This window comes from Streptomyces fulvorobeus, assembly GCF_013167895.1.
GTDB lineage: Bacteria > Actinomycetota > Actinomycetes > Streptomycetales > Streptomycetaceae > Streptomyces > Streptomyces fulvorobeus.
On sequence record NZ_BLWC01000001.1, the window covers coordinates 2078365 to 2102874 of the forward strand.

The 24510-nt window shown below is 70.8% G+C and carries 17 protein-coding genes and 2 pseudogenes; 11 read left to right on the top strand and 8 right to left on the bottom strand.

Annotation, left to right across the window (positions count from 1 at the left end; genetic code table 11):
* Positions 1-69: 69 nt before the first annotated feature.
* Positions 70-558, bottom strand: coding sequence for a ribose-5-phosphate isomerase (locus Sfulv_RS09510; protein WP_173313280.1), 489 nt, complete (start codon positions 556-558; stop codon positions 70-72).
* A gap of 246 nt (positions 559-804) precedes the next feature.
* Here Sfulv_RS09510 and Sfulv_RS09515 point away from each other — a divergent pair, with 246 nt between their 5' ends.
* On the top strand, positions 805-2274 hold the full coding sequence (locus Sfulv_RS09515) for an amino acid permease (RefSeq protein ID WP_173313281.1): 1470 nt from the start codon (positions 805-807) through the stop codon (positions 2272-2274).
* 106 nt (positions 2275-2380) lie between these two features.
* Here the strand turns inward: Sfulv_RS09515 and Sfulv_RS09520 are convergent, their stop codons facing one another.
* Positions 2381-2974: a biotin transporter BioY gene (locus Sfulv_RS09520; protein WP_173313282.1), complete on the bottom strand. Its 594-nt coding sequence runs from the start codon at positions 2972-2974 to the stop codon at positions 2381-2383.
* Between the two features lie 327 nt (positions 2975-3301).
* Here Sfulv_RS09520 and Sfulv_RS09525 point away from each other — a divergent pair, with 327 nt between their 5' ends.
* The 5 genes from Sfulv_RS09525 to Sfulv_RS09545 all read left to right on the top strand — a co-directional run bounded on the left by Sfulv_RS09525 (position 3302) and on the right by Sfulv_RS09545 (position 8743).
* The gene (locus Sfulv_RS09525; RefSeq protein ID WP_256669241.1) at positions 3302-4636 is read left to right on the top strand and encodes an amino acid permease; all 1335 of its coding nucleotides are present in this window, start codon (positions 3302-3304) and stop codon (positions 4634-4636) included.
* Positions 4637-4753: 117 nt separating this feature from the next.
* Positions 4754-6172, top strand: coding sequence for an amino acid permease (locus Sfulv_RS09530; RefSeq protein ID WP_173313283.1), 1419 nt, complete (start codon positions 4754-4756; stop codon positions 6170-6172).
* A gap of 158 nt (positions 6173-6330) precedes the next feature.
* Positions 6331-7395 carry a glycerophosphodiester phosphodiesterase family protein gene (locus tag Sfulv_RS09535; RefSeq protein ID WP_173313284.1) on the top strand — a complete coding sequence of 355 codons (1065 nt, stop codon included), beginning with the start codon at positions 6331-6333 and terminating at the stop codon, positions 7393-7395.
* Positions 7396-7499: 104 nt separating this feature from the next.
* A complete protein-coding gene (locus Sfulv_RS09540) occupies positions 7500-8156 on the top strand; it encodes a CatB-related O-acetyltransferase (protein WP_173313285.1) in 657 nt (218 codons plus the stop codon).
* Positions 8153-8743 (top strand): AAA family ATPase, encoded by a 591-nt coding sequence (locus Sfulv_RS09545; protein WP_173313286.1) that lies wholly within the window; start codon positions 8153-8155, stop codon positions 8741-8743. The genes Sfulv_RS09540 and Sfulv_RS09545 overlap by 4 nt, the downstream gene beginning before the upstream one ends.
* Positions 8744-8816: 73 nt before the next feature.
* On the opposite strand, the gene Sfulv_RS09550 is transcribed toward Sfulv_RS09545, so the two are convergent.
* On the bottom strand, positions 8817-9464 hold the full coding sequence (locus tag Sfulv_RS09550) for a mycothiol-dependent nitroreductase Rv2466c family protein (RefSeq protein ID WP_173313287.1): 648 nt from the start codon (positions 9462-9464) through the stop codon (positions 8817-8819).
* A 130-nt stretch (positions 9465-9594) separates the two neighbouring features.
* Between Sfulv_RS09550 and pepN (Sfulv_RS09555) the strand changes: the two genes are divergently transcribed.
* From pepN (Sfulv_RS09555) to Sfulv_RS09570, 4 genes and pseudogenes are all read left to right on the top strand, one after another.
* A complete protein-coding gene (gene pepN, locus Sfulv_RS09555) occupies positions 9595-12204 on the top strand; it encodes an aminopeptidase N (protein ID WP_173313288.1) in 2610 nt (869 codons plus the stop codon).
* A 208-nt stretch (positions 12205-12412) separates the two neighbouring features.
* Positions 12413-13432, top strand: a complete 1020-nt coding sequence (locus tag Sfulv_RS09560; RefSeq protein ID WP_173313289.1) for a hypothetical protein — start codon at positions 12413-12415, stop codon at positions 13430-13432.
* Between the two features lie 164 nt (positions 13433-13596).
* A pseudogene (locus tag Sfulv_RS09565) lies at positions 13597-16898 on the top strand (S8 family serine peptidase).
* A gap of 295 nt (positions 16899-17193) precedes the next feature.
* On the top strand, positions 17194-18222 hold the full coding sequence (locus Sfulv_RS09570) for an aspartate-semialdehyde dehydrogenase (RefSeq protein WP_173313290.1): 1029 nt from the start codon (positions 17194-17196) through the stop codon (positions 18220-18222).
* Between the two features lie 57 nt (positions 18223-18279).
* Here the strand turns inward: Sfulv_RS09570 and Sfulv_RS09575 are convergent, their stop codons facing one another.
* Positions 18280-18789, bottom strand: coding sequence for a DUF1203 domain-containing protein (locus Sfulv_RS09575; RefSeq protein WP_173313291.1), 510 nt, complete (start codon positions 18787-18789; stop codon positions 18280-18282).
* Positions 18790-18901: 112 nt separating this feature from the next.
* Between Sfulv_RS09575 and pepN (Sfulv_RS09580) the strand changes: the two genes are divergently transcribed.
* Entirely contained in the window at positions 18902-21478 is a 2577-nt protein-coding gene (gene pepN, locus Sfulv_RS09580; protein ID WP_173313292.1) for an aminopeptidase N, read from the top strand.
* A gap of 64 nt (positions 21479-21542) precedes the next feature.
* Here pepN (Sfulv_RS09580) and Sfulv_RS09585 read toward each other — a convergent pair.
* The 4 genes and pseudogenes from Sfulv_RS09585 to Sfulv_RS09600 all read right to left on the bottom strand — a co-directional run bounded on the left by Sfulv_RS09585 (position 21543) and on the right by Sfulv_RS09600 (position 24500).
* Positions 21543-21927: pseudogene (locus Sfulv_RS09585) on the bottom strand (VOC family protein).
* A 117-nt stretch (positions 21928-22044) separates the two neighbouring features.
* Complete coding sequence (gene alc, locus Sfulv_RS09590; RefSeq protein WP_173313293.1) at positions 22045-23193, bottom strand: allantoicase; 1149 nt, start codon at positions 23191-23193, stop codon at positions 22045-22047.
* 59 nt (positions 23194-23252) lie between these two features.
* Positions 23253-24179 carry a LysR substrate-binding domain-containing protein gene (locus Sfulv_RS09595; protein WP_173313294.1) on the bottom strand — a complete coding sequence of 309 codons (927 nt, stop codon included), beginning with the start codon at positions 24177-24179 and terminating at the stop codon, positions 23253-23255.
* A 90-nt stretch (positions 24180-24269) separates the two neighbouring features.
* The gene (locus tag Sfulv_RS09600; protein WP_173313295.1) at positions 24270-24500 is read right to left on the bottom strand and encodes a hypothetical protein; all 231 of its coding nucleotides are present in this window, start codon (positions 24498-24500) and stop codon (positions 24270-24272) included.
* Positions 24501-24510: the final 10 nt, after the last annotated feature.

Genomic DNA, 24510 nt, shown 5'->3' on the forward strand with positions numbered 1-24510 from the left:
GGGGGCTGTGACATGGCCGTGCCGCCGGGGGGTAGCCCGGCGGCACGGTCGGGTCGGGTTCCGGCTCGTTCAGCCCTTCTGGGGGTGGTGGGCCGGGATCGGGGGGAGGTCGCCGGTCGTCTCGTACGCCGAGAGCATCTCGATGCGCCGGGTGTGGCGCTCCTCACCCGAGTACGGGGTGCCGAGGAAGATCTCGACGAACTTCGTGGACTCCTCCTGGGAGTGCATCCGGCCGCCGATGGCCACCACGTTGGCGTCGTTGTGCTCGCGGCCGAGCGCGGCGGTCTGCTCGCTCCAGGCGAGCGCGGCGCGGACGCCCTTCACCTTGTTCGCGGCGATCTGCTCGCCGTTGCCCGAACCGCCGATGACGATGCCCAGGCTGCCCGGGTCCGCTGCCGTCTTCTCGGCGGCACGGAGGCAGAACGGCGGGTAGTCGTCCTGGGCGTCGTAGAGGTGGGGACCACAGTCGACGGCTTCGTGGCCATGGGCCGTGAGCCACTCGACGAGGTGGTTCTTGAGTTCGTAGCCGGCATGGTCGGAGCCGAGGTACACGCGCATGTCCCGAGTGTGGCACGGACCTCAGCGGGTAGCCGTCAGCGGGGTCGGGCGCCCGGACCCCGTTCGCGAGGGGGTGCGCGCGGTGTGCGCAACACCACAGCGGCAACGATCCGGTGAACGAAATGGAGGAGGGGCTTCCAATTCCGGCGTCCCCCGGGCTTCAATGCGTGACTTGACGCCACCGCGTCCCAGAACCACCGCGGCACCGCCCACAAGGCGCGGACAGAACACGTAAGGACTCCCTCCATGACGTCGCAGACGACTCTGGCGGAGCCGGGCGATCAGCCCGGTACGCCGGACAGCCCCGGCTCGCCCGACGGACTCCAGGCCGGACTGAAGAACCGCCATCTCTCGATGATCGCGATCGGCGGCGTCATCGGCGCCGGCCTCTTCGTGGGTTCGAGCGCGGGCATCGCCGCCGCGGGCCCCGCCATCCTCCTCTCGTACGCGCTGGTCGGCCTCATGGTCGTCTTCGTCATGCGGATGCTGGGCGAGATGGCCGTCGCACGCCCGAGCTCGGGCTCCTTCTCGGCCTACGCCGACCAGGCACTGGGCCGCTGGGCCGGTTTCTCGATCGGCTGGCTCTACTGGTTCTTCTGGGTCGTGGTGCTCGCCGTCGAGGCGACCGCCGGCGCGAAGATCCTGGAGAGCTGGATTCCCGGCGTACCGCAGTGGGCCTGGGCGCTCATCGTGATGGTGGTGCTGACGGCGACCAACCTGGTCTCGGTCGGTTCGTACGGCGAGTTCGAGTTCTGGTTCGCCGGGATCAAGGTCGTGGCGATCGGCGCCTTCGTCGTCATCGGCTTCCTCGCGGTCTTCGGCCTCCTGCCCGGGTCGGACAACCCCGGTTCAGGGATCGCCCATCTCACGGACAGCGGCGGGTTCTTCCCCGAAGGCCCCGGAGCCATCCTCACCGGGGTGCTGATGGTCGTCTTCTCCTTCATGGGCAGCGAGATCGTCACCCTGGCGGCCGGTGAGTCCCAGGACCCCCAGCGCGCGGTCTCCAAGGCCACCAACAGCGTCATCTGGCGTATCGCCATCTTCTATCTGGGCTCGATCTTCGTCGTCCTCACCCTGCTGCCGTGGAACGACCCGTCGATCGTCGAGGACGGCTCGTACGTCGCCGCGCTCAACTCCATCGGCATCCCGCACGCCGGCCAGGTCATGGACGTCATCGTGCTGACCGCGGTGCTGTCCTGCCTCAACTCGGGCCTCTACACGGCCTCGCGGATGGCGTTCTCGCTCGGACAGCGCGGTGACGCGCCGAAGGCGTTCGCCAAGGTGAACAAGCGCGGCGTGCCGAAGGCGGCCATCCTGTCCTCGGTGGTCTTCGGCTTCGTCGCCGTCTTCTTCAACTACCAGTGGCCGGACACCGTCTTCGCGTTCCTGCTGAACTCCTCCGGAGCGGTCGCGCTGTTCGTGTGGCTCGTCATCTGCTTCACCCAGCTGCGGATGCGCCCCATCATCCTGCGCGAGTCGCCGGAGAAGCTGGTCGTACGGATGTGGCTCTTCCCGTATCTGACCTGGGCGACGATCGCGATGATCTCCTTCGTGCTGGTCTACATGCTGACCGACGACACCGCGCGCGAGCAGGTCATCCTCTCCCTGCTGGTCGCGGCGCTCGTGGTGGCGGTCTCGCTGGTACGGGAGTTCCGCGGCCGCCGGAAGCCGGGCACGGCGGACGGCGTCCCGGTGTCGGACTCCAGCAGGAAGTAACGGGACCCGAGGGCTGAGCGACCGGGCCGGCCCCCGGGAACGCGAGAGGCTCGCCGGTCCGGTGCCGTTCCAGACCTGGCGAGCCTCTTCCGCGGGGCGTACGGCGTCAGCCGCGACGCCCGAGCAGCTTCCAGGAGGCGGGCAGCGCGCCCATGGCCAGGGCCGCCTTGATGGCGTCACCGATCAGGAAGGGCGTCAGACCGAGCGCGAAGGCCGAGCTCATCGGCATCCCGGTGGAGAGAGCCAGGTAGGGCACGCCGACCGCGTAGATGATGACGGAGCCGACGGCCATCGTGCCCGCGGTGCGCAGGACGGAGCGGTCGCCGCCTCGGCGTGCCAGGGCGCCGACCACGGTGGCGGCGAGCAGCATGCCCAGCACGTACCCGAACGAGGCGCCGCCCGCGCCGGAGGTGCCGCCCGCGAACCACGGGAAGCCGGCCATGCCGATCAGCGCGTACACCGCCAGGGCGAGGAAGCCGCGCCGGGCGCCGAGCGCCGTGCCGACGAGGAGCGCCGCGAAGGTCTGGCCGGTGACGGGGACCGGGGAGCCGGGGACCGGGACGGCGATCTGGGCCGCGATACCGGTGAGGGCGGCGCCGCCCATGACCAGGGCCGCGTCGACGGCGTAGCGGACACGGGCCGTGGGCAGCAGGTCGGCGAGGACCGCTCCGGAGCGGACGGGGGTGGCGGCGAGACTCATCGGGACTCCGCGGGTGAGGGCAGCAGGACAGGTGACTGCGGCCGACGGTAGCCCACGGGCCGACGCCCGATCACCATCAGCCTTCCACAAAGCGGGGGTTGGGGTATTGGTGGGGTTCGGACAAAGCACGGAACACCATCCCACCTGGGCGTGATGCTCATCACTGAGGTGGGAGCGGGGTATGGCCCTGCGCCGCGACCGCTCGTATGGCGTGAGACTGTAGGTTCCCCATAAATGATCCGAGAGTGACCCCTACCCCATGCACGACTCATCTGCCCCACGCGCTCCGAGCCGTTGTCCCACGGTCTGAAGCAGCGCCATCTGACGATGCTCGGGCTGGGCGGGGTGATCGGCGCCGGGCTGTTCGTCGGATCGGGCGCCGGTATCGCGGTCGCGGGACCCGCCATCGTCCTCTCGTACCTGATCGCGGGCACGCTCGCGATGCTGGTGATGCGGATGCTCGGCGAGATGTCCTCGGCGATGCCGGCCTCCGGCTCCTTCTCCGTCCACGCGGAGCGGGCGCTGGGCCGCTGGGCGGGTTTCGGCGCGGGCTGGCTCTACTGGTTCCTGCTGGTGGTCGTCCTCGCCGTGGAGGCGACGGCCGCCGCGCAGATCGCCCACGGCTGGGTGCCGGGAGTGGAGCCGTGGGCCTGGGTGCTGGTGTTCATGGTGGTGTTCACCGCGGCCAATCTGACGGCGGTGAAGAACTTCGGCGAGTTCGAGTTCTGGTTCGCCGCGCTGAAGGTCACCGCGATCGTGGTCTTCCTGGTGCTCGGGGTGCTGGCAATCCTCGGGGTGCTCCCGGAGACCGATCCGGTCGGGCCGGCCCATCTGACCGGGCAGGGCGGCTTCCTGCCGAACGGCTGGGCCGGGGTGGTCTCGGGCGTACTGACGGTGGTGTTCGCCTTCGGCGGCCTGGAGGTCGTCACCATCGCGGCGGCGGAGACCGACGATCCGGCACGGGCGGTGGGGCGTGCGGTGCGCAGCGCCGTGGTGCGCATCCTGTTCTTCTACGTCGGTTCGATGCTGGTGATCGTGACCGTGCTGCCGTGGACCGCGCAGCAGGCCGGGCTCAGCCCGTATGTGAAGGTCCTGGACGCGGTCGGGGTGCCGGCCGCCGGGCAGATCATGAACATCGTGGTCTTCGTGGCGCTGCTCTCCGCGCTCAACGCCAATCTGTACGGCTCGTCCCGGATGATCTTCTCGCTGGCCGAGCGCGGCGAGGCGCCGCGCGCGCTGCTGAAGGTGTCCGGCGGCGGCGCGCCCGGTGCGGGCGTGCCCCGGCGGGCGGTGCTGGCCTCGGTCGCCTTCGGCTTCGTCTCCGTCCTGCTCAATCTGAGGTGGCCCGACTCGGTCTTCCTCTACATGCTCAACTCGGTCGGCGCGGTGCTGCTGTTCGTCTGGGCCCTGATCGCGGCGTCCCAGCTGCGGCTGCGCGGCCGGATCGAGCGGGAGGCGCCCGGGGCGCTGATCCTGAAGATGTGGTGCTTCCCGTATCTGACCTGGCTGACGCTGGCCGGGCTGCTCGGCGTACTGGTGCTGATGCTGACCGACGACACCGCGCGCCCGCAGGTGCTGTGGTCGGCGGGAGCGACGGGGCTGGTGCTGCTGGTCGCGGTGGGCCGGGAGTACCGGGGCCGCCGGGTACCGCCCCGTACGTAGCCGGGTGTACACCATGTGTGAACCTGGTGACCGTATAGCGGACACCTGTTCCCCGTGGGCGGGGTCCTGCCCAGACTGGATGCCTCCCCTGTCCCGGCTACCGAACAGAGTCTGTCCATGTCCCGGACCTCCTCGCCGCCCTCCGCCGCCGGACCGCACTCCCCCGGCACCGTGCCGGTCGACTCCGCTCTCACCCACGGACTCAAGCAGCGCCATCTGTCGATGATCGCCCTCGGCGGGGTCATAGGCGCCGGGCTGTTCGTCGGCTCCGGCGCCGGTATCGCGGCGGCCGGCCCCTCGATCGTCCTCGCGTACGGCGTCTCCGGACTGCTCGTCATGTTCGTGATGCGCATGCTCGGCGAGATGTCGGCGGCGAACCCGGCCTCCGGTTCCTTCTCCGTGCACGCCGAGCGCGCCATCGGGCCCTGGGCGGGTTTCACCGCCGGGTGGGCGTTCTGGGTGCTGCTCTGTGTCGCGGTGGGCCTTGAGGGCATCGGCGCGGCGAAGATCGTCACCGGCTGGCTGCCGGGGACTCCGGAGTGGGCCTGGGTCGCGCTGTTCATGGTGATGTTCCTCGGTACGAACCTGGCGGCCGTGAAGAACTTCGGCGAGTTCGAGTTCTGGTTCGCCTCGCTCAAGGTCGTCGCCATCACGCTCTTCCTGGTGCTCGGCGTCCTGGCGATCCTCGGTGTACTGCCGGGCACGGACGCGCCGGGCACCTCCCACCTCACGGGGGACGGCGGCTTCCTGCCGAACGGCTCCGACGGCTTCATCATCGGGCTGCTCGCCTCCGTCTTCGCGTACGGCGGTCTGGAGACGGTCACCATCGCGGCGGCCGAGTCGGAGAACCCGGTGCAGGGTGTCGCGAAGGCCGTGCGGACGGCCATGTGGCGGATCGCGCTGTTCTACGTCGGCTCGATGGCGGTCATCGTGACGGTCGTCCCGTGGGACGACCCGGAGGTGGCCGAGGTGGGCCCGTTCTACGCGGCCCTGGACCAGCTGGGGATCAGCGGCGCGGCGGAGATCATGAACGTGGTCATCCTGATCGCGCTGCTCTCCGCGATGAACGCCAACATCTACGGCGCCTCGCGCATGGCGTGCTCGCTGGTGGCGCGCGGCCAGGGACCGGCGCGGCTCGGGAGGATCACCTCGGGTGTTCCCCGGCGGGCCGTGCTCGTCTCCTCCGTCTTCGGCTTCCTGTGCGTGCTGCTGAGCTACTGGCGGCCCGATGACGTGTTCCCCTGGCTGCTGAACATGATCGGGGCGGTGATCCTGGTGGTGTGGATCTTCATCGCGGTGTCGCAGCTGCTGCTGCGGGGCCGCACCGAGCGGGAGGCTCCGGAGAAGCTGGTCGTACGGATGTGGCTGTTCCCGGTGGGGACGATCGTGGCGCTGGCCGCGATGGCGGGGATCTTCGTGCTGATGCTGCGCCAACCCGACACCCGGGACCAGTTGCTGGCGACGGGGCTGCTGACCCTGGTGCTGGCGGGGATCGGGCTGGTACGGCAGCGCAGGGACGCCAAGGCCGTCCGGTAGCCGCTTCCCTCTCCTCGAACACCGGTCAGGCCGGAGCGGGTTGTCCGGCCTGAGGCGGGTGGGGTGTGCCGGGCGTACACGCGGGCGCTGGACCGCGGTCTCCGGGACGTAACCCGGCCTCGCTTGTGTGGGAACTCCGTCCACGCGAGGAGTTCCGCATGAACCACGCCGCACGACGACGCTCGTTCCTCCTGGCCACCGCCGCCGCGGTGACGGCGACCGTGGCGGACCCCGCCGGAGCCCGGCCGTCGGCCGGGGGCCGGCCCGTGGGCCCCCTGGTCATCGGGCACCGGGGCGCGGCGGGCTGGCGGCCCGAGCACACCGCCGCCGCCTACACGTTCGCCGTGCGGGCCGGTGCGGACTGGATCGAGCCCGACCTCGTACCCACGAAGGACCACGTCCTGGTGGTGCGTCACGAGAACGAGATCTCGGGCACCACCGATGTCGCCGCGCACCCGGAGTTCGCCGGCCGCCGCACCACGAGGACGGTCGACGGCAGGGCGGTCACCGGGTGGTTCACGGAGGACTTCACGCTCGCCGAGCTGAAGACGCTGCGGGCGGTGGAGCGGCTGCCACTGGTCCGCGACCGCAACACGGTCTTCGACGGCCGCGAGCAGGTCATGACGTTCCAGGAGGTCGTCGATCTGGCCCGCGCCCTGTCCAGGGAACACGGCCGCCGGATAACGGTCTTCCCCGAGACCAAGCACCCCACGTACTTCCGGTCGATCGGGCTGCCCCTGGAACCCGAGCTGATCCGCGTCGTCCGCCGCAACCGGCTGAGTGCCCGCGAGTGCGTCGTCCAGTCCTTCGAACCGTCCAGCCTGCACCGGGTCGCCGAGGCCCGCCTGGGGCTGCCGCTCTGGCAGGCGCTCGGCACGAGCGGCGGTCCGTACGGACACCCGGTCACGTACAAGGAGATGATGACGCCCGCCGGGCTGCGGGAGATCGCCCGTTACGCGGACTGGATCGGCCCGGACAAGTCCTCGCTCGTCCCCCCGCACACCCTGCTGGCGGACGCGCACGCGGCGGGTCTGAAGGTCGGCGCGTACACGTTCCGCGCGGAGAACCAGTACCTGCCCGCCTCCTACCGCCGCTCCGCCGTACCCACCGAGTTCGGTGACGCGTTCGCCGAGTACGCCTTCCACTACGCACAGGGTGTGGACGCCGTCGTGACGGACTTCCCCGATATCGCGGTCGACGCGCGGGAGGGCCTGCGGGTCTGAGCCGGGGAGAACGGCCGCCGCACGGAAACGGGTGTGCGGCCGTCCCGGGGCGACTGCCATCATGAGAGCTCGCCCGAGAGCAGAGACCGTCGGAAGTGGTGCGCATGAACCTCGTCCCCGCCGATCCCACGGTGCTGCACCCGATGCCGGGGCAGCCGCGGGTGGTGCAGCTGAAGCCTCTGGTGACCTCGCCGCTGATCGAGGTCGGGGAGTTCTCGTACTACGACGATCCGGACGACGCGACCGGCTTCGAGACGCGCAACGTGCTGTACCACTACGGGCCGGAGAAGCTGGTCATCGGGAAGTTCTGCGCGATCGGCACCGGGGTGCGGTTCATCATGAACGGCGCCAACCACCGTATGGACGGCCCGTCCACGTTCCCCTTCCCCACGATGGGCGGCTCCTGGGCCGACCACTTCGACCTGCTGACCGGACTGCCCGGCCGGGGCGACACCGTCGTCGGCAACGACGTGTGGTTCGGCTACCGCACGACGGTCATGCCCGGCGTACGGATCGGCCACGGCGCGATCATCGCTTCCGGTGCGGTGGTCGTCTCCGACGTACCGGACTACGGGATCGTCGGCGGCAACCCCGCCGAGCTGATCCGGACCCGGTACGCGCGGGAGGACGTCGCCCGTCTGCTCGCCGTCGCGTGGTGGGACTGGCCCGCCGAGCACATCACCGAGCACGTCCGCACGATCATGTCCGGCGGCATCGACGAACTGGAAGCGGCCGCGCCCGGCGGGCGGAGCCGCCCGTGACCTTCGATCCCCGCCCCGTCGACCGGGAGCCCGCGCCCTGCGCCGTCCTGCTGACCGGCATCCCCGGCAGCGGCAAGTCCACGGTGGCCGCCGCGGTGGCCGCGCGGCTGCCGAAGTCGGCGTACATCGACGTGGACGCGCTCCAGGACATGATCGTCGGCGGAGGCGAGTGGCCCATCATGGAGGGCAGCCCGGAGGCGGACCGGCAGATCTTCCTGCGGGCCCGCCACGCCTGCCTGCTGGCGGACAGCTTCGTGGCGGCCGGCTTCGTCCCCGTCCTCGCCGACGTGGTCGTACGCAGGACCCATCTCGCCTTCTACCGGGAGACCCTGCGGACCGGCCGGTTCCACGTCGTCGTGCTGGCGCCGGACCCGGGTGTCGCGTGGGAGCGCAACCGGACCCGGGACAAGGTGCTGGAGACCGACTGGACGCCCCTGGACCGTGCGATGCGCGCGGAACTCGGCGACGCGGGGACGTGGATCGACACCTCGGGGCAGTCGGTGGAGGAGACGGTCGACGCGGTCCTGACCGCGACCGGCCTCGGGCCAGGCCGGCGGGACCGGACCACGGCGCAGCCGCGGGGGTGAGACCCCGCATCGCCCCGGGAGGACGGAGGGCGGGCCGCGCAGCCCGCCGCGCGGCCCGCCCTCCTGACCACCGTCAGTCGAAGACCGGGTCCTGGGTCCGGGTCCGCTTGATCTCGTAGAAACCGGGGATCGACGCCACCAGCAGCGTGCCGTCCCACAGCTTCGCCGCGTCCTCGCCCTTGGGGGCGGGGGTCACGACCGGGCCGAAGAAGGCGATCTGCTCGCCGTCCGCGCCCGGCACGGCGATGACCGGCGTGCCGACCTCCTGGCCGACCTTGTCGATGCCCTCCTTGTGGGAGGCGCGCAGTTCGGTGTCGTACGCGTCGGAATCGGCGTACTCCGCGAGCTCCGCCGGCAGGCCGACGTCGGCCAGGGCCGCGGCCACCGCCTCGGGGGTGGGGCCCTCGCCCTTGTTGTGGAAACGGGTACCGAGCGCCGTGTACAGGGGGCCCACCACCTCGTCGCCGTGCTTCTGCTGCGCGGCGACGACGACCCGGACCGGCCCCCACGCCTTCGCCAGGAGCTCGCGGTACCGCTCGGGCACCTCGTCCAGCTTGTTCTCGTTGAGGACGGCCAGGCTCATCACGTGCCAGCGGACCTCGACGTCGCGGACCTTCTCCACCTCCAGCATCCAGCGGGAGGTCATCCACGCCCAGGGGCAGAGCGGGTCGAACCAGAAGTCGACCGGGGTCCGGCCGTTCGCGGTGCTGTTCTCAGACATGTCTCTCCTCGGAAGGGCGCGTCCACTGAGCGCCAGAACACCGCCGGACTCCCCGGCCATTCCCGGATGCCGGCGCGAGATGCGGCGTGCGAGACTCAAAGCCGTTCAAACGAGACACGAAGGAGTGCCCGTGCCCGGTGAAAACCTGTCCCGCGACGAGGCCCGTGAGCGGGCCGAGCTGCTGACCGTCGACGGTTACGAGGTCGCCCTAGACCTGCGTTCCGCCGTCGGCGAGCCCGAAGCGGGCGACGGGGAGGCCGGTCCGCGCACGTTCCGTTCGCAGACCACCATCCGCTTCCGCTCCGCGCGTGCGGGAACCTCCACCTTCGCCGACCTGCTGGCGCCGAGCGTGAACGCGGTGACGCTGAACGGGAAGCCGCTGGACCCGGCCGCCGTCTTCGACGGGGCCCGGGTGGCGCTGGACGGTCTCGCCGAGGGCGACAACGTCCTGGTGGTCGACGCGCAGTGCGCGTACAGCCGGACCGGCGAGGGTATGCACCGGTTCGTCGACCCGGAGGACGGCGAGGTCTACCTCTACACGCAGTACGAACCGGCCGATGCCCGGCGCGTCTTCGCCAACTTCGAACAGCCCGACCTGAAGGCTCCCTTCCGCTTCGAGGTGACGGCTCCCGACGGCTGGAGGGTCTGGAGCAACGGCGCCGAGGAGTCACACGAGGGCGAGGTGTGGCGCTTCGCCGAGACGAAGCCGATCTCGACGTACATCACGGCGGTCGTCGCCGGTCCGTACCACTACGAGACCGACGTCTACACCCGGGTGTCCGAAGGGGGCACCTCCCCGGCCGAGGGCTCCGCGGCGGGTTCGACGCTGGAGATCCCGCTCGGCGCGATGTGCCGCAAGAGCCTCGCCCGCCACTTCGACGCGGACGACATCTTCCTCGTCACCAAGCAGGGTCTCGACTTCTTCCACGACACCTTCGACTACCCGTATCCGTTCGGGAAGTACGACCAGGCGTTCGTGCCCGAGTACAACATCGGCGCGATGGAGAACCCCGGCTGTGTCACGTTCCGTGAGGAGTACGTCTACCGGGGCAAGGTGACCTCGGCGTCCTACGAGCGCCGGGCCAACGTCATCCTGCACGAGATGGCGCACATGTGGTTCGGCGACCTGGTCACCATGCGGTGGTGGGACGACCTGTGGCTGAAGGAGTCCTTCGCCGACTTCATGGGCACGTTCTCCCAGGTCGAGGCGACCCGTTTCACCAACGGCTGGGTCACCTTCGCCAACAACCGCAAGGCGTGGGCCTACCGTGCCGACCAGCTGCCGTCCACCCACCCCGTCACGGCCGACATCCGTGACCTGGAGGACGCCAAGCTCAACTTCGACGGCATCACCTACGCCAAGGGCGCCTCGGTGCTGAAGCAGCTGGTGGCGTACGTCGGACGGGAGGCGTTCCTCGAAGGCGCGCGGCGCTACTTCAAGCGGCACGCGTACGGCAACACGCGCCTGGGCGACCTGCTGTCCGTGCTCGCCGAGACGTCCGGGCGCGACATGACGGCCTGGTCGCGCGCCTGGCTCCAGACGGCGGGCGTCAACGTGCTCACGCCGGACGTGACGTACGACGTGGCCGGGCGGATCACGGAGCTGGCCGTCCTCCAGGACGCCGCCGCCTCCCATCCGGAGCTGCGCCCGCACCGTGTCGCGGTCGGCCTCTACCGGCACGACCCCGGCGGCGCGCTGGTCCGATACGCGCGCGCCGAGGTGGACGTCGCCGGGGCGCGCACGGTCGTCGCGGAGCTGGCCGGGGCGGAGAAGCCCGAGCTGATCCTCGTCAACGACGACGACCTCACGTACTGCAAGGTCCGCTTCGACGCCGGGTCGCTCGCCACCCTCGGGGACCACCTCGGGGACATCACCGACCCCCTGGCCCGGGCGGTCTGCTGGTCGGCCCTGTGGAACCTCACGCGGGACGCGCTGCTGCCGGCCCGTTCCTTCATCTCCCTCGTACTCGCCTTCTCCGGCCGTGAATCGGACATCGGCGTGCTCCAGATGCTCCACAACTGGACGCAGTCGGCGCTCGTGCACTACGTCGCGCCCGGGTGGCGCGAGGAGGGCGGCCGGCTGCTGGCCGAGGGCGCGCTGCGTGAGCTGCGCGCCGCGGAGCCGGGCAGTCAGCACCAGCTGACCTGGGCGCGGTTCTTCGCCTCCGTGGCCTCATCGGACGCGGACTTCGAGCTGCTGGCGGGAGTCCTCGACGGCTCGGCGCGGATCGACGGGCTGGAGGTCGACCAGGAGCTGCGCTGGGCGTTCCTGTCGCCGCTCGCCTCGCACGGGCGGGCCGACGCAGCGGTCATCGACGCCGAGCTGGCACGGGACGACACGGCGTCCGGCAAGCGGCACCAGGTGCGGTGCCTGGCCTCGCGGCCGTCCGCTGCCGTGAAGGCGCAGGCGTGGGCCGCGGTCGTGGAGTCGGACAAGCTGTCCAACGCGCTGGTGACGGCCACGATCGCGGGCTTCGTGCAACCCTCGCAGCGGGAGTTGCTGGCGACGTACGCGGGCGCCTACTTCGACGCGATCGAACGGGTGTGGGCCGACCGGTCGATCCAGATCGGCATGGACGTGGTGTCGGGGCTGTTCCCCGGGCTCCAGGACAGTCCGGAGACGCTGGTCGCGACGGACGCGTGGCTGGCCTCGCACCCGAACGCGGCGCCGGCGCTGCGGCGGCTGGTCCTGGAGGCGCGGGACGATCTGGCGCGGGCCTTGCGGGGGCAGGCGGTCTGATCCGGGCCGGGGTGCGGGTCCCGCGCGCCCGAGCGTCGTACGTATGCGCGGCGCTCGGGCGCGCATACGTACGACGCCGAACGGAATCCGGGCGGGACGGGTCTTTTCGGCAGTCGAACTCCCGTACTTTAGGACGGCGTTGTCCTGAATTGTCGACGGGCCTGTAACAGAGGTTAGGGCGCCCTGGGTGAGCGGGAACGCCGGGGGCATGACACAGAACACCCCTCTCTTCCCCCACCCCCACGAGGTACGCCGACGCGTGCAGTCCGCCGCGCAGTTGCGGGCGCGGGGCGTGTCGGCCGCGCAGACCCCCGCGCAGTGCCTCCCCGGCGGCCCGTGGCAGCAACTGCTGCCCGGGGTGTACCTCCTGCACTCCGGCCCGCCCACCGGCGAGGAGCGGTTGCACGGCGCCCTGCTCTACGCCGGGCGGCCACCCGTCTCCGCGCGGCGCCCGGCACACGCGCCGGCCGGGTCCCGGTACGGAGAGGCCATGGTGACGGGGATGGCCGCGCTCACCCTGTACGGGTTTCCCACCGCCCCGCCGCTGGTCTCGCTGCACCGGATCGACGTCCTCGTGCCCCGCACCCGGCGCCTGCGCTCCACCCGGTTCGTGGAGGTCGTGCGCGGCGCCGGGCTGCCCGGGCCCGTGGAGATGGACGGGGTCCCCGTGGCCCCCGTGGAGCGCGCGCTCGCGGACGCCGTCGCCGGGATCACGGACGGCTCCGTGGCGCGCCGGCTGCTGACGGACGCAGTCCGGGGCGGGCACTGCGAAGCCGCCGCCGTGGTGCGGGAGCTGAGCGCGGCGAAGCTGCTGGGGCGGGCCCATCTGCGGGAGGCCGTCGACTTCCTGCTGGCCGAGGGCCGGGCGGTCGCGGAGAGCCGGCTGTACGAGATGGTCCGCGGCCAGGGACTGCCGGTCCCGCTGTGGAACGTGGAGCTGCGGCTGCCGGGCGGTCCCCGGCTGGGCGCGGTCGACGCGTACTGGCCCGACCAGGCCGTGGCCGTGGACATCGACTGCCGCCCCCCGCGCCAGGAGGACGACGAGGAGCACTGGTCCGCGCACGCGGCCAGGCGCGACCATCTGGAGCGGCTCGGGATCACCGTCGTCCACGTCACCCCGAAGAAGCTGCGGGAGGCCCCGGAGCAGCAGGCGACCGTGGTGCGCACGGCGCTGATGGCGGCGGACGACCGGGAGCCCGCCGCCTACGTGGTGATCCTGCCGCGGTGAGCCCTCTATGTCCTGTTCGTCCCGCGTGACGCTTTGACCTCAGTGGCGGATCTACGCCATGTTCGATACTCGCCCCCGTCAACTCTCCACAAACCGCTGTCATCTAAGACAGGGTGAGCGGTCATCGGGTACCGAATTCCGGACTCTCTCTTTCACTTACAGGGATGCTGATGACCAAGGAATCCCCCAGCCTCATACCCGGAGCGAGACGCGCGGCCCGTATGGCGGCCGCCGCCGGACTGGTGGCCGCGCTGGCCGCCGCCGGCACCGCCCCGGTCTTCGCCGCCGACGACCCGGGCACCGCGCCGGTCAAGCCCGCCGCGGCTGACGGCAAGGGCGACAAGCTCGGCAGTGCCGACGCCGACGTGCTGGCGAAGGCCCAGGCCAAGGGCGAGAAGAACATCACCCTGATGGTCGCCACCGCTCCCGGCGCGACCGAGGAGGTCTCCCGGCAGCTGGACGCCGTCAAGGGCTCCGTGCTCGGGCAGACGTACGACAAGCTCGGCTACGTCCGTGCGACCGTCCCGACCGCCACCGCCGAGGCCACGCTCAAGGCGGCGCAGAAGTTGACGTCGGTGTACGGCATCGACCTCAAGCAGGAGATCAAGCTCGACGACCCGACCCCCGCGGGTGACCGGGCGGCCGGCGCGTCCACGCAGGCGACGGGCTCCTACCCGGCGCCCGGCAAGCGGACCCCGGCGAAGAACCCGTACAACCCCTCCTTCGAGACGGGCGCGGTCGACTTCGTCGAGCAGAACCCGAAGGCCGACGGCCGCGGCATCACCATCGGTGTGCTGGACTCGGGCGTCGACCTCGGTCACCCCGCGCTGCAGAAGACCACCACGGGCGAGCGCAAGATCGTCGACTGGGTGACGGCCACCGACCCGGTCAGCGACAGCGACGGTACGTGGCTGCGGATGACGGCCTCCGTGGCCGGTCCCGCCTTCACCATCGGCGGACGCGCGTACTCGGCTCCCGAGGGCGCGTACAAGATCCAGCTCTTCCCCGAGGCCGCCACCCGCGGCGGCGACATGGCGGGAGACCTGAACCGGGACGGCGACACCACCGATGTGTGGGCCGTCCTGTACGACGCGGTCACCGGCTCCGCGCGCGTCGACCTGAACAACGACGCCGACTTCACCAACGACGCCGCCATGAAGCCGTACAAGGACGGCCACCAGGTCGGCTACTTCGGTACGGACAACCCGGCGACCGAGATCGTCGAGCGCATTCCGTTCGTCGTCGAGACCCGCAAGAACGTCGTGTACAACACGGCCGGCGCCAAGGCCGACTTCGTGAACATCGGCGTCATCGAGGGCTCGCACGGCACGCACGTGGCGGGCATCACCGCGGCCAACGGCCTGTTCGGCGGCGAGATGAACGGCGCGGCGCCCGGCGCCAAGGTCGTCTCCTCGCGCGCCTGCACCTGGACCGGCGGCTGCACCAACATCGCGCTGACCGAGGGCATGATCGACCTCGTCGTCAACCGCGGTGTCGACATCGTCAACATGTCGATCGGCGGCCTGCCGCCGCTGAACGACGGCAACAACGCCCGCGCGGAGCTCTACAAGCGGCTCATCGACACCTACGGCGTGCAGCTGGTCATCTCGGCCGGCAACGACGGCCCCGGTGTGAACACCATCGGTGACCCCGGCCTCGCCGACCACGTCATCTCGGTGGGTGCGTCCATCTCCAAGGAGACATGGGCCGCCAACTACGGCTCGAACGTCACCAAGAAGTACGCCATGCTGCCCTTCTCCTCGCGCGGACCGCGTGAGGACGGCGGCTTCGCGCCGATCCTGACGGCGCCTGGCGCGGCCGTCAACACCACCCAGACCTGGCAGGCCGGCGGGCCCGTCAAGGAGGCGGGCTACAGCCTGCCTGCCGGCTACTCCATGATGCAGGGCACCTCGATGTCCTCGCCGCAGGCCGCCGGTGCCGCCGCGCTGCTGCTCTCGGCCGCGGAGCAGAAGAACATCGAGCTCCCCCGGCCGATCTGCGCACCGCGCTCACCAGCACCGCCACCCACATCAAGGGAGTGCCCGCGCACGCCCAGGGCGCCGGTCTGATCGACATCGTCGGTGCCTGGAAGACCATCAAGGCGGGTGCCACGGCGCACGAGTACACGGTGAAGGCCCCGGTCGACACCGCGATCGACTTCGCGCTGAAGACCCCGGGCTTCGGTACCGGTCTGTACGACCGTGAGGGCGGCCTCAAGGCCGGCCAGAGCAAGACGTACGACGTGACGGTCACCCGCACCACGGGCCCCGACCGCGGCGTCGCGCACTCCCTGTCCTGGAAGAACAACGACGGCACCTTCTCGCTGGCCGGTCCGAGCACGGTCTCGCTGCCGCTCGGCAAGCCCGTGACCGTCAAGGTCAAGGCGCGCCCCGGCAGCGCCGGTGTGCACAGCGCGATCCTCCGGGTGAACGACGCGAAGACGGTCGGCGTGGACCACCAGATCCTCACCACCGTCGTCGTCGCCAAGCCGCTGGTGGCGCCCGGTTACGCGTTCACGGCCTCCGGTTCGGTGCAGCGCAACGACCACAAGTCCTACTTCGTGAACGTGCCGGAGGGCGCGGAGACCCTTGAGGTCGCACTCAGCGCGCTCCGTTCGGGCAGCCAGACGCGGTTCATCTCCATCCACCCCTACGGGGTCGCGGTGGAGGACAGCTCCACGATCTTCTGCTACGCGAACTACGAGAGCCCCAGCAACACCTGCCGGCCGGACGTGCGTTCGTACAAGGACCCGCAGCCCGGTGTCTGGGAGATCGAGGTCGAGTCGCGCCGTACGTCGGCGCTGCTGGACAACTCGTACAAGCTGGATGTCTCACTGCTCGGCGCCTCGTTCGACCCGGCGGTGCAGACCATCGCCGAGGCGAAGGCCGGTACCCCGGCCGCCGTGAACTGGACGGTCACCAACAACGCGGGCGACCTGGAGGGCAAGCTCAAGGGCGGCTCGCTGGGTTCGGCCAAGGTCGAGCGTCCGTCGATCTCCACGGGTGAGACGTACGAGACCACGGTCACCATCGGTGAGGGTGTCGAGAAGCTCGACTTCGCCATCGGCGGCACCTCGGACGCCAACGCCGACATCGACCTGTACGTCTACAACGGTGACACCGAGGTCGGTGCGTCCACGTGGGCCGGTTCCGAGGAGTCGGTCAGCCTGGTCAAGCCCGCCGCCGGTACGTACACCGTCGTCGTCGACGGCTACGCGGTCCCGGCGGGGACCACCGCGTACGACTACCGCGACGTGTACTACGCGCCGTCGCTCGGCGCGATCACGGTCGACGAGTCGAAGGCGGTGAACCTGGCCAACGGCGCCTCGGCCCAGGTCGGCGCCGAGGTCCTGGTCGCCGGTACGGCGCCCGAGGGACGTCAGTTCTTCGGTGAGGTCCGGCTGGTGAACTCCCGCGGCACCGCGGCGGGCACCGGCAGCGTCGTGATCGAGAAGGTCACGCCGTAACGACCGGCCGTTACGTCTGAGCAGCGGGGCGGGCGCTCTTCCGGGAGCTCCCGCCCCGCTGTACGTCACCGACCAGGGGGATGCCGGTCCCGGCGGGGCGGGCGGAGAAGCGCCCGTACCCGGTTCACCTGTGCCGGACGGGAGGATCTTCCCCGGTGGCACGCACGTGCGGCGGAGCGTTCCACCGGCTGGCCGCCGCCGTCCGGGGAACGGACAATGGATTGGACAAGGTGGGCGGGGACGCACGCATCATGGAGCGGCAAGCGGGTCGCACACACGTACAGAGGAGTCTTTCGTGAAGGTCGGAATCGTCGGCGCCACCGGTCAGGTCGGCACAGTCATGCGCAGTATCCTGGCCGAGCGGAAGTTCCCCGTCGCCGAGCTGCGGCTCTTCGCCTCCGCCCGTTCCGCGGGCACCACCCTCCCGTGGGAGGGCACGGACATCACCGTCGAGGACGCCTCCACCGCCGACTACACGGGGCTGGACATCGTGCTCTTCTCGGCGGGCGGCGCCACCTCCCGCGCGCTCGCGGAGAAGGTCGCCTCCCAGGGTGCCGTCGTGATCGACAACTCCTCCGCCTGGCGTCTGGACCCCGACGTACCGCTGGTCGTCTCCGAGGTCAACCCGCACGCGGTGAAGAGCCGCCCCAAGGGCATCATCGCCAATCCGAACTGCACGACGATGGCCGCCATGCCCGTGCTGCGCCCGCTGCACACCGAAGCCGGTCTGGAGACTCTGACGGTCGCCTCGTACCAGGCGGTGTCGGGCTCCGGTGTCGCCGGTGTGGCGGAGCTGCACGGCCAGGCGCTGAAGGTCGTCGCCGACGCCGACAAGCTGGCCCACGACGGCGAGTCCGTCGACTTCCCCGCGCCGGCCGTATACAAGCGCCCGATCGCGTTCAACGTGGTGCCGCTGGCCGGTTCGATCGTGGACGACGGTTCGTTCGAGACGGACGAGGAGCAGAAGCTCCGCAACGAGTCCCGCAAGATCCTGGAGATCCCGGAGCTCAAGGTGTCCGGCACCTGTGTCCGCGTCCCGGTCTTCTCGGGCCACTCGCTCCAGATCAACGCCCGGTTCGCCGGTCCGATCAGCGTGGAGCGCGCGTACGAGCTGCTGAAGGATGCCGAGGGCGTCGAGCTCTCGGAGATCCCGACCCCGCTCCAGGCCGCCGGCAAGGACGCCTCGTACGTGGGCCGCATCCGGGTCGACGAGACCGTCGAACACGGTCTGGCGCTGTTCGTCTCCAACGACAACCTCCGCAAGGGCGCGGCGCTCAACGCCGTGCAGATCGCGGAGCTGGTGGCGGCCGAGCTGACCGGCTGATCCGTCGTACGGCGAAAGGGCGGCCACCGGATCGCGGTGGCCGCCCTTTCGCCTGCCTCAGAGGGCGAGGTGCCGGCGCACCTCGAAGTGGAAGCACCCGTACTCAACGGCCCGTACGTGCACCAGCGCCACCCCCGGGTCGGCGAACGCCTCCGTGAAGGCCGCGTCGAAGCCCCGCTCCTCCTCGGCCGGGATCTCCAGCAGCCGGCCGCCGACGATCCGGCCCTGCGCGTCGTAGCGCCGCACGGCCCTCAGCGCGCCGGCACGGGAGAACGGATATCCCGTCCGCTCGCCCGCCGGGCCCGCGCACTCCTCCGCGTGGATGAAAACGGGCCCTTGTTCGTCGTACGCCCCCGGCTTCGCCCCACTCGCGGCCGCCCAGCGCCGCAGCGGCGCGTACGAGACGAGGGCGATCCGCTCCCCCGGCTCCGCGCCCCGCAGACAGCAGCGCAGCGGATCACCGGTTCCGGTGGCCGTGCGGGGGACGCACGGGCGCCCCGCGTCGTCCGTCTCCCGGAGTTCCCTGAGTGCGGTCGGTTCGATGGGACGTGCCTCGTAGCCGTTCATGGTTCGAGGGTCGCGCGGCCCGCATCGGGCGTCCGGCGGAAAACGGACATCGCGCTGCGCGCGTCTCCCGTGGAAGGATGACCGAAAACTCGCATACCAAGGAGATGACCGCGTGCCTGGCACGAATCTGACCCGCGAAGAGGCACAGGAGCGGGCGCGCCTGCTGACCGTGGACGCGTACGAGATCGATCTCGACCTCTCCGGAGCACAGGAGGGCGGCATCTTCCGGTCCGTCACCTCCGTGCGTTTCGACTCCGCCGAGGCCGGTGCGCAGACCTTCATCGATCTGGTCGCCCCGGCCGTGCACGAGGTGGAGCTGAACGGCAAGGCGCTGGACGTCGCCGCCGTCTTCCGCGACTCGCGCATCACCCTGAAGCATCTGCGCGCGGGCGCCAACGAGCTGAAGGTCGTCGCCGACTGCTCGTACACCAACACCGGCGAGGGCCTGCACCGCTTCGTCGACCCGGTCGACGAACAGGCGTACCTCTACACGCAGTTCGAGGTACCGGACGCCCGCCGGGTGTTCGCGAGTTTCGAGCAGCCCGACCTGAAGGCGACCTTCCGGTTCACCGTGAAAGCCCCGGCCGGCTGGACCGTCATCTCCAACTCGCCGACGCCCGAGCCCCAGGACGACCTCTGGGTCTTCGAGCCGACGCCCCGCATCTCGACGTACATCACGGCGCTGATCGCCGGCCCGTACCACGCGGTGCACAGCAGCTACGAGAAGGACGGCCAGACCGTCCCGCTCGGCATCTACTGCCGCCCCTCGCTCGCCGAGTACCTCGACGCGGACGAGATCTTCGCGGTCACGCGGCAGGGCTTCGACTGGTTCCAGGAGAAGTTCGACTACGCGTACCCCTTCGCCAAGTACGACCAGCTCTTCGTCCCGGAGTTCAACGCGGGCGCGATGGAGAACGCGGGCGCTGTGACGATCCGCGACCAGTACGTGTTCCGCTCGAAGGTGACGGACGCCGCGTACGAGGTCCGTGCGGAGACCATCCTGCACGAGCTGGCCCACATGTGGTTCGGCGACCTCGTCACCATGGAGTGGTGGAACGACCTGTGGCTGAACGAGTCGTTCGCCACCTACACCTCGATCGCCTGCCAGGCGTACGCCGAGGGCTCCAGGTGGCCGCACTCCTGGACCACGTTCGCCAACTCCATGAAGACGTGGGCGTACCGCCAGGACCAGCTGCCGTCCACGCACCCGATCATGGCGGACATCAGCGACCTCGACGACGTGCTCGTCAACTTCGACGGGATCACGTACGCGAAGGGCGCCTCGGTCCTCAAGCAGCTCGTGGCGTACGTCGGGATGGACGCGTTCTTCCAGGGCGTCCAGGCGTACTTCAAGGCGCACGCCTTCGGGAACACCCGGCTCTCGGACCTGCTGGGGGCGCTGGAGGAGACCTCCGGCCGTGACCTGAAGACCTGGTCGAAGCTGTGGCTGGAGACGGCCGGGATCAACATCCTGCGCCCGGAGATCGAGACGGACGATGACGGCCACGTCACGTCCTTCACGGTCCTCCAGGAGGCCCCGGCGCTCCCCGCGGGTGCGAAGGGCGAGCCCACGCTGCGTCCGCACCGGATCGCGGTCGGCTGCTACGACCTCGACGAGGCCGGCAAGCTGGTCCGTACGAACCGGATCGAGCTGGACGTCGACGGCGCGCGCACGACCGTGCCGTTCCCGGCGGGCACCGCCCGTCCCGCGGTCGTCCTCCTCAACGACGACGACCTCTCGTACGCGAAGGTCCGCCTGGACGAGGAGTCGCTGCGGGTCGTCACCGCCCACCTGGGCGACTTCGCCGAGTCCCTGCCGCGCGCCCTGAGCTGGGCCTCGGCCTGGGACATGACCCGCGACGGCGAGCTGGCGACGCGCGACTACCTCTCCCTCGTCCTCTCGGGCATCGGCAAGGAGACGGACATCGGCGTCGTCCAGTCGCTGCACCGCCAGGTGAAGCTGGCCCTGGACCTGTACGCGGCGCCGGAGGCCCGTGAGGCGGCTCTGGCGCGGTGGACGGAGGCCACGCTGGCCCATCTGCGTACAGCGGAGCCGGGCAGCGACCACCAGCTCGCCTGGGCCCGCGCCTTCGCGGCGACGGCCCGTACCCCGGTCCAGCTGGACCTGCTCCAGTCCCTGCTGGCCGGTACGGAGACGATCGAGGGCCTGGCCGTCGACACGGAACTGCGCTGGGCGTTCGTGGAGCGGCTGGCCGCGACCGGGCTGTTCGACGAGGAGGAGATCACCGCCGAGTACGAGCGCGACAGGACGGCGGCGGGCGAGCGCCACGCGGCGTCCGCGCGCGCCGCGCAGCCGACCCCGGAGGCGAAGGAGGCGGCCTGGGCGTCGGTCGTCGGGTCCGACAAGCTGCCGAACTCCCTCCAGGAGGCGGTGATCAGCGGCTTCGTGCAGACGGACCAGCGGGAGCTGCTGGCCCCGTACACGGAGAAGTTCTTCGCCGCGGTCAAGGACGTCTGGGACACCCGGAGCCATGAGATGGCCCAGCAGATCGCGGTCGGTCTGTACCCGTCGCTCCAGGTCTCGCAGGCCACGCTCGACGCGACGGACGCCTGGCTCGCGGCGGCGGAGCCGAACGCGGCCCTGCGCCGGCTGATGTCGGAGTCCCGCGCGGGCGTCGAGCGGGCGCTGAGGGCCCGGGCGGCCGACGGCGCGGCGGCGACTGCCTGACGGCTCGGCTGAGCGGTGAGGGGGCGCCACCACCGGTGGCGCCCCCTTCTCGCGTCCGCCGCGCCTACTCCGTCACGTCCTGCGGATACCAGCGCAGTTCGACGGTGTTGCCGTCCGGGTCCTGTACGTAGAGCGACTGCGCCTCGCCCCGGGCGCCGAAGCGGCCGGCCGGTCCCTCCAGCACGGTGAACTCCCCGAGTCGATGACCTGCTGCCAGTCGAGCGGCTCGACGGCCAGACAGATGTGGTCCACGTTGGACGTGCCGCGTGGCCGGTCGAGCAGGTCGATGATGGTCGTGGGACTGACCCGCACCGAGGGAACGGCACCTTCCCGGCCCGCCACTCCTCCACCCGCACGGGCTCCAGGCCGAGGGGCCCGCAGTAGAACTCCAGCGCCCGTTCGACGTCCCGCACGTTGAGCACCAGATGGTCGAAGTCCTTGACTCGCAGCATGGGACTCCCTTCAGGGGTTCGTGTCTTTGGCATGTGTCGCCTCCGGCAGTCAGCGACACCCCGTCCCCGTCCAGCAGGTTAGTCCCGGCCGTCCCCCTTACGGGAGCAGTGCGCTCACGCGCCCGACTCCTCGTGGCGGCGCGCCAGCTCGGCCGTGCCGGATTCGGTCAGGGAGCCGTGCAGGCGCATGCGGGCCACTCCGCCGTCCGGGAACGTGTCGAGACGGACGTGGGTGACCACCGCCTGGGCGTGCAGGACGAAGCGGTGCGGCGTGTCGGGCTGGAGCTTCGTACGAGGGATGATCTCGAACCACTCGCCCGTCTCGCCGTTGCGGCCGTGCAGGGCGACCCATCCGGCCGCGTTGCCCTTGAGGTAGGCGGTGTCGATCTCGACCGCGCGGACCGCGCCCTGGGCGGGCAGGCGGAAGCGGACCCAGTCGTTCGTGTCGCGGACCCGGCGGCGGCGGTTCTCCCAGCCGTCGTCCATCTTGCGGGAGGTGCCGGGCAGGATGATCTGGGCCGGTGAGGAGTAGAAGCGGTCCGAGGCGTCCTCGTACGTGCCGCCGTTCAGGATCGAGATCAGGTCGATCGTGCCGAGCGCCGCGAGCCACGCCGGGTCGGGGACGACCTCGCCGTGGACGCGCAGGCGGGCGATGCCGCCGTCGGGGTGCTGGCAGAGGCGGATGTGGGTGTAGCGGCGTCCGCCGGTGATCTCGAACCCGTTGGCGGCGTGGCCGCGTACCGGGGTCGGCGGGACGATCTCCTCCCACTTCACGTCGTCGGCGAGGAGCTCCTGCGGGCCGGGCGAGCCCTCGACGGACGTCGCCTGGACCGAGACGCGCTGCGGGTAGTTGCCGCGGAAGTGCGCCGTGTCCACGATGAGGCCGCGGATGATGCCGGGCGCTCCGAGCCGGACGACGGCCCAGTCGTGCTCCTCGGGCGCCGGGAAGGGGTGGGCTGCGTCGGCGCCCCGGCGTCGGCGGGTCTCCCAGCCGTCCATGATCTTGCCCTTGTGGCCGAAGCGCTCGGGGTCGAAGACGGCGCGCTCGCGGCTGAGCAGGTTCTCGCGTTCGGCGAAGAACTCGTCGTTGGCGGCGATCACACCCGCGCCGAGGCGGCGGTCGGCCAGATCGACGAGTTCGGTGAAGGGCAGGCCGGGGGCGGTGCGGTAGTCGGCGTAGGGGTCGCCGCCGCCGTAGGGGGCCGCGTCGTTGGCGTGGGGGTCGTCGTCGTGGAATGTGGTCCCGCTCGCGTCGAAGGTCATGGGATGACTGTCGTACGGAGTGACCCATCAGGTCCATCGAAAGTTTTCGCAAGGTTCGTTCAGCTCAGCTGAACGGTCTGTCGGCGGGCACCGGCCACCGCCGTCAGCGCCTCCAGCACGCGGGCCACCGCCGGACCCTCCTCCGCCCCCCGCCGTACCGCCGCCACCACGTGGCGGCGCGGCTGGTCCGCTTCCAGGACCCGCATCACCACCCCGTCGCTGCGCTCCCTCGCCGCCATCCGGGGGACCAGGGCGATACCCATGCCCGCCTCGACCATGGCGAGGATCGCGCTCCAGCCGGAGGCGCTGTGGGCCTGCTCGGGCACGAAGCCCGCCGCCTCGCAGGCGGCGGTGGTGATCTCCGACCAGGGGCCCGAACCGCCGAAGATCCAGGGTTCGCGGGAGAGGTCGGCCAGGCGCAGACCGGGGGCTTGGGCGAGACGGTGGCCCGCCGGCAGGGCCACGTCCAGCGGGTCGGCCAGGAGGGTCACCAGGGTGAAGCGGGGGTCGCGGGCGGTCGGGGCGTGCGCCGCGAGGGACAGGGCGAGGTCCACGTCACCGCAGGAGAGGAGTTCGTACGCCTCCGCCGCCTCCGCCTCCCGTACGCGCACCTCCGGGCCCGGGCGCTCCCGCGCGCGCAGGAGACGGACCGCCGGTACGACCAGGGCAGCCACGGCCGTCGAGAAGGCGCCGACCCGCACCTCGCCCGCCTCGCCGTTCAGATAGCCGGTGAGTTCGGCGTCGGCGCGTTCCAGCTGGGCGAAGACCGCCTCGGCGTGGCGCAGGACCAGATGCGCGGCGTCGGTGAGGCGGACCCGGCGGCCCTGGGCTTCGAGCAGGGGCACGCCGAGCTGTCTGGCCAGGTTGCTGAGTTGCTGGGAGACCGCGGACGGGGTCATCAGCAGCGTCTCGGCGGTCGCGGTCACGGTGCCCCGGTCGCGCAGGGTGCGCAGGATGCGGAGCTTCTTGACGTCCCACTCGGTCATGGGCGCAACCTATCCGGGGCCATGGGACGGGCCCGGACATGCCGGTGCACCGCGCGGCACGGTATACCGGCGGTGCACTCGGGAGAGTTCTTAAGCGTGCTTCCTGGACCTGTCCAGGACCATGACCAGGCCCGCGATCACCGCGAACAGGGCGAGCGGTGCCACGACATACAGCCCGATCGTTTCCATCACGCTCAGACCCGGGCCCGGGTCGTCACCGTCGTCGCGGGTGAGAGCGAGCGCGGGCGACGACATGAGCAGCATCATCAGCGTCGTACCGGCTGCGACGGCGCCGGCGCGCATAGCGTTCTTCTTGTCCACGGTGCAAACG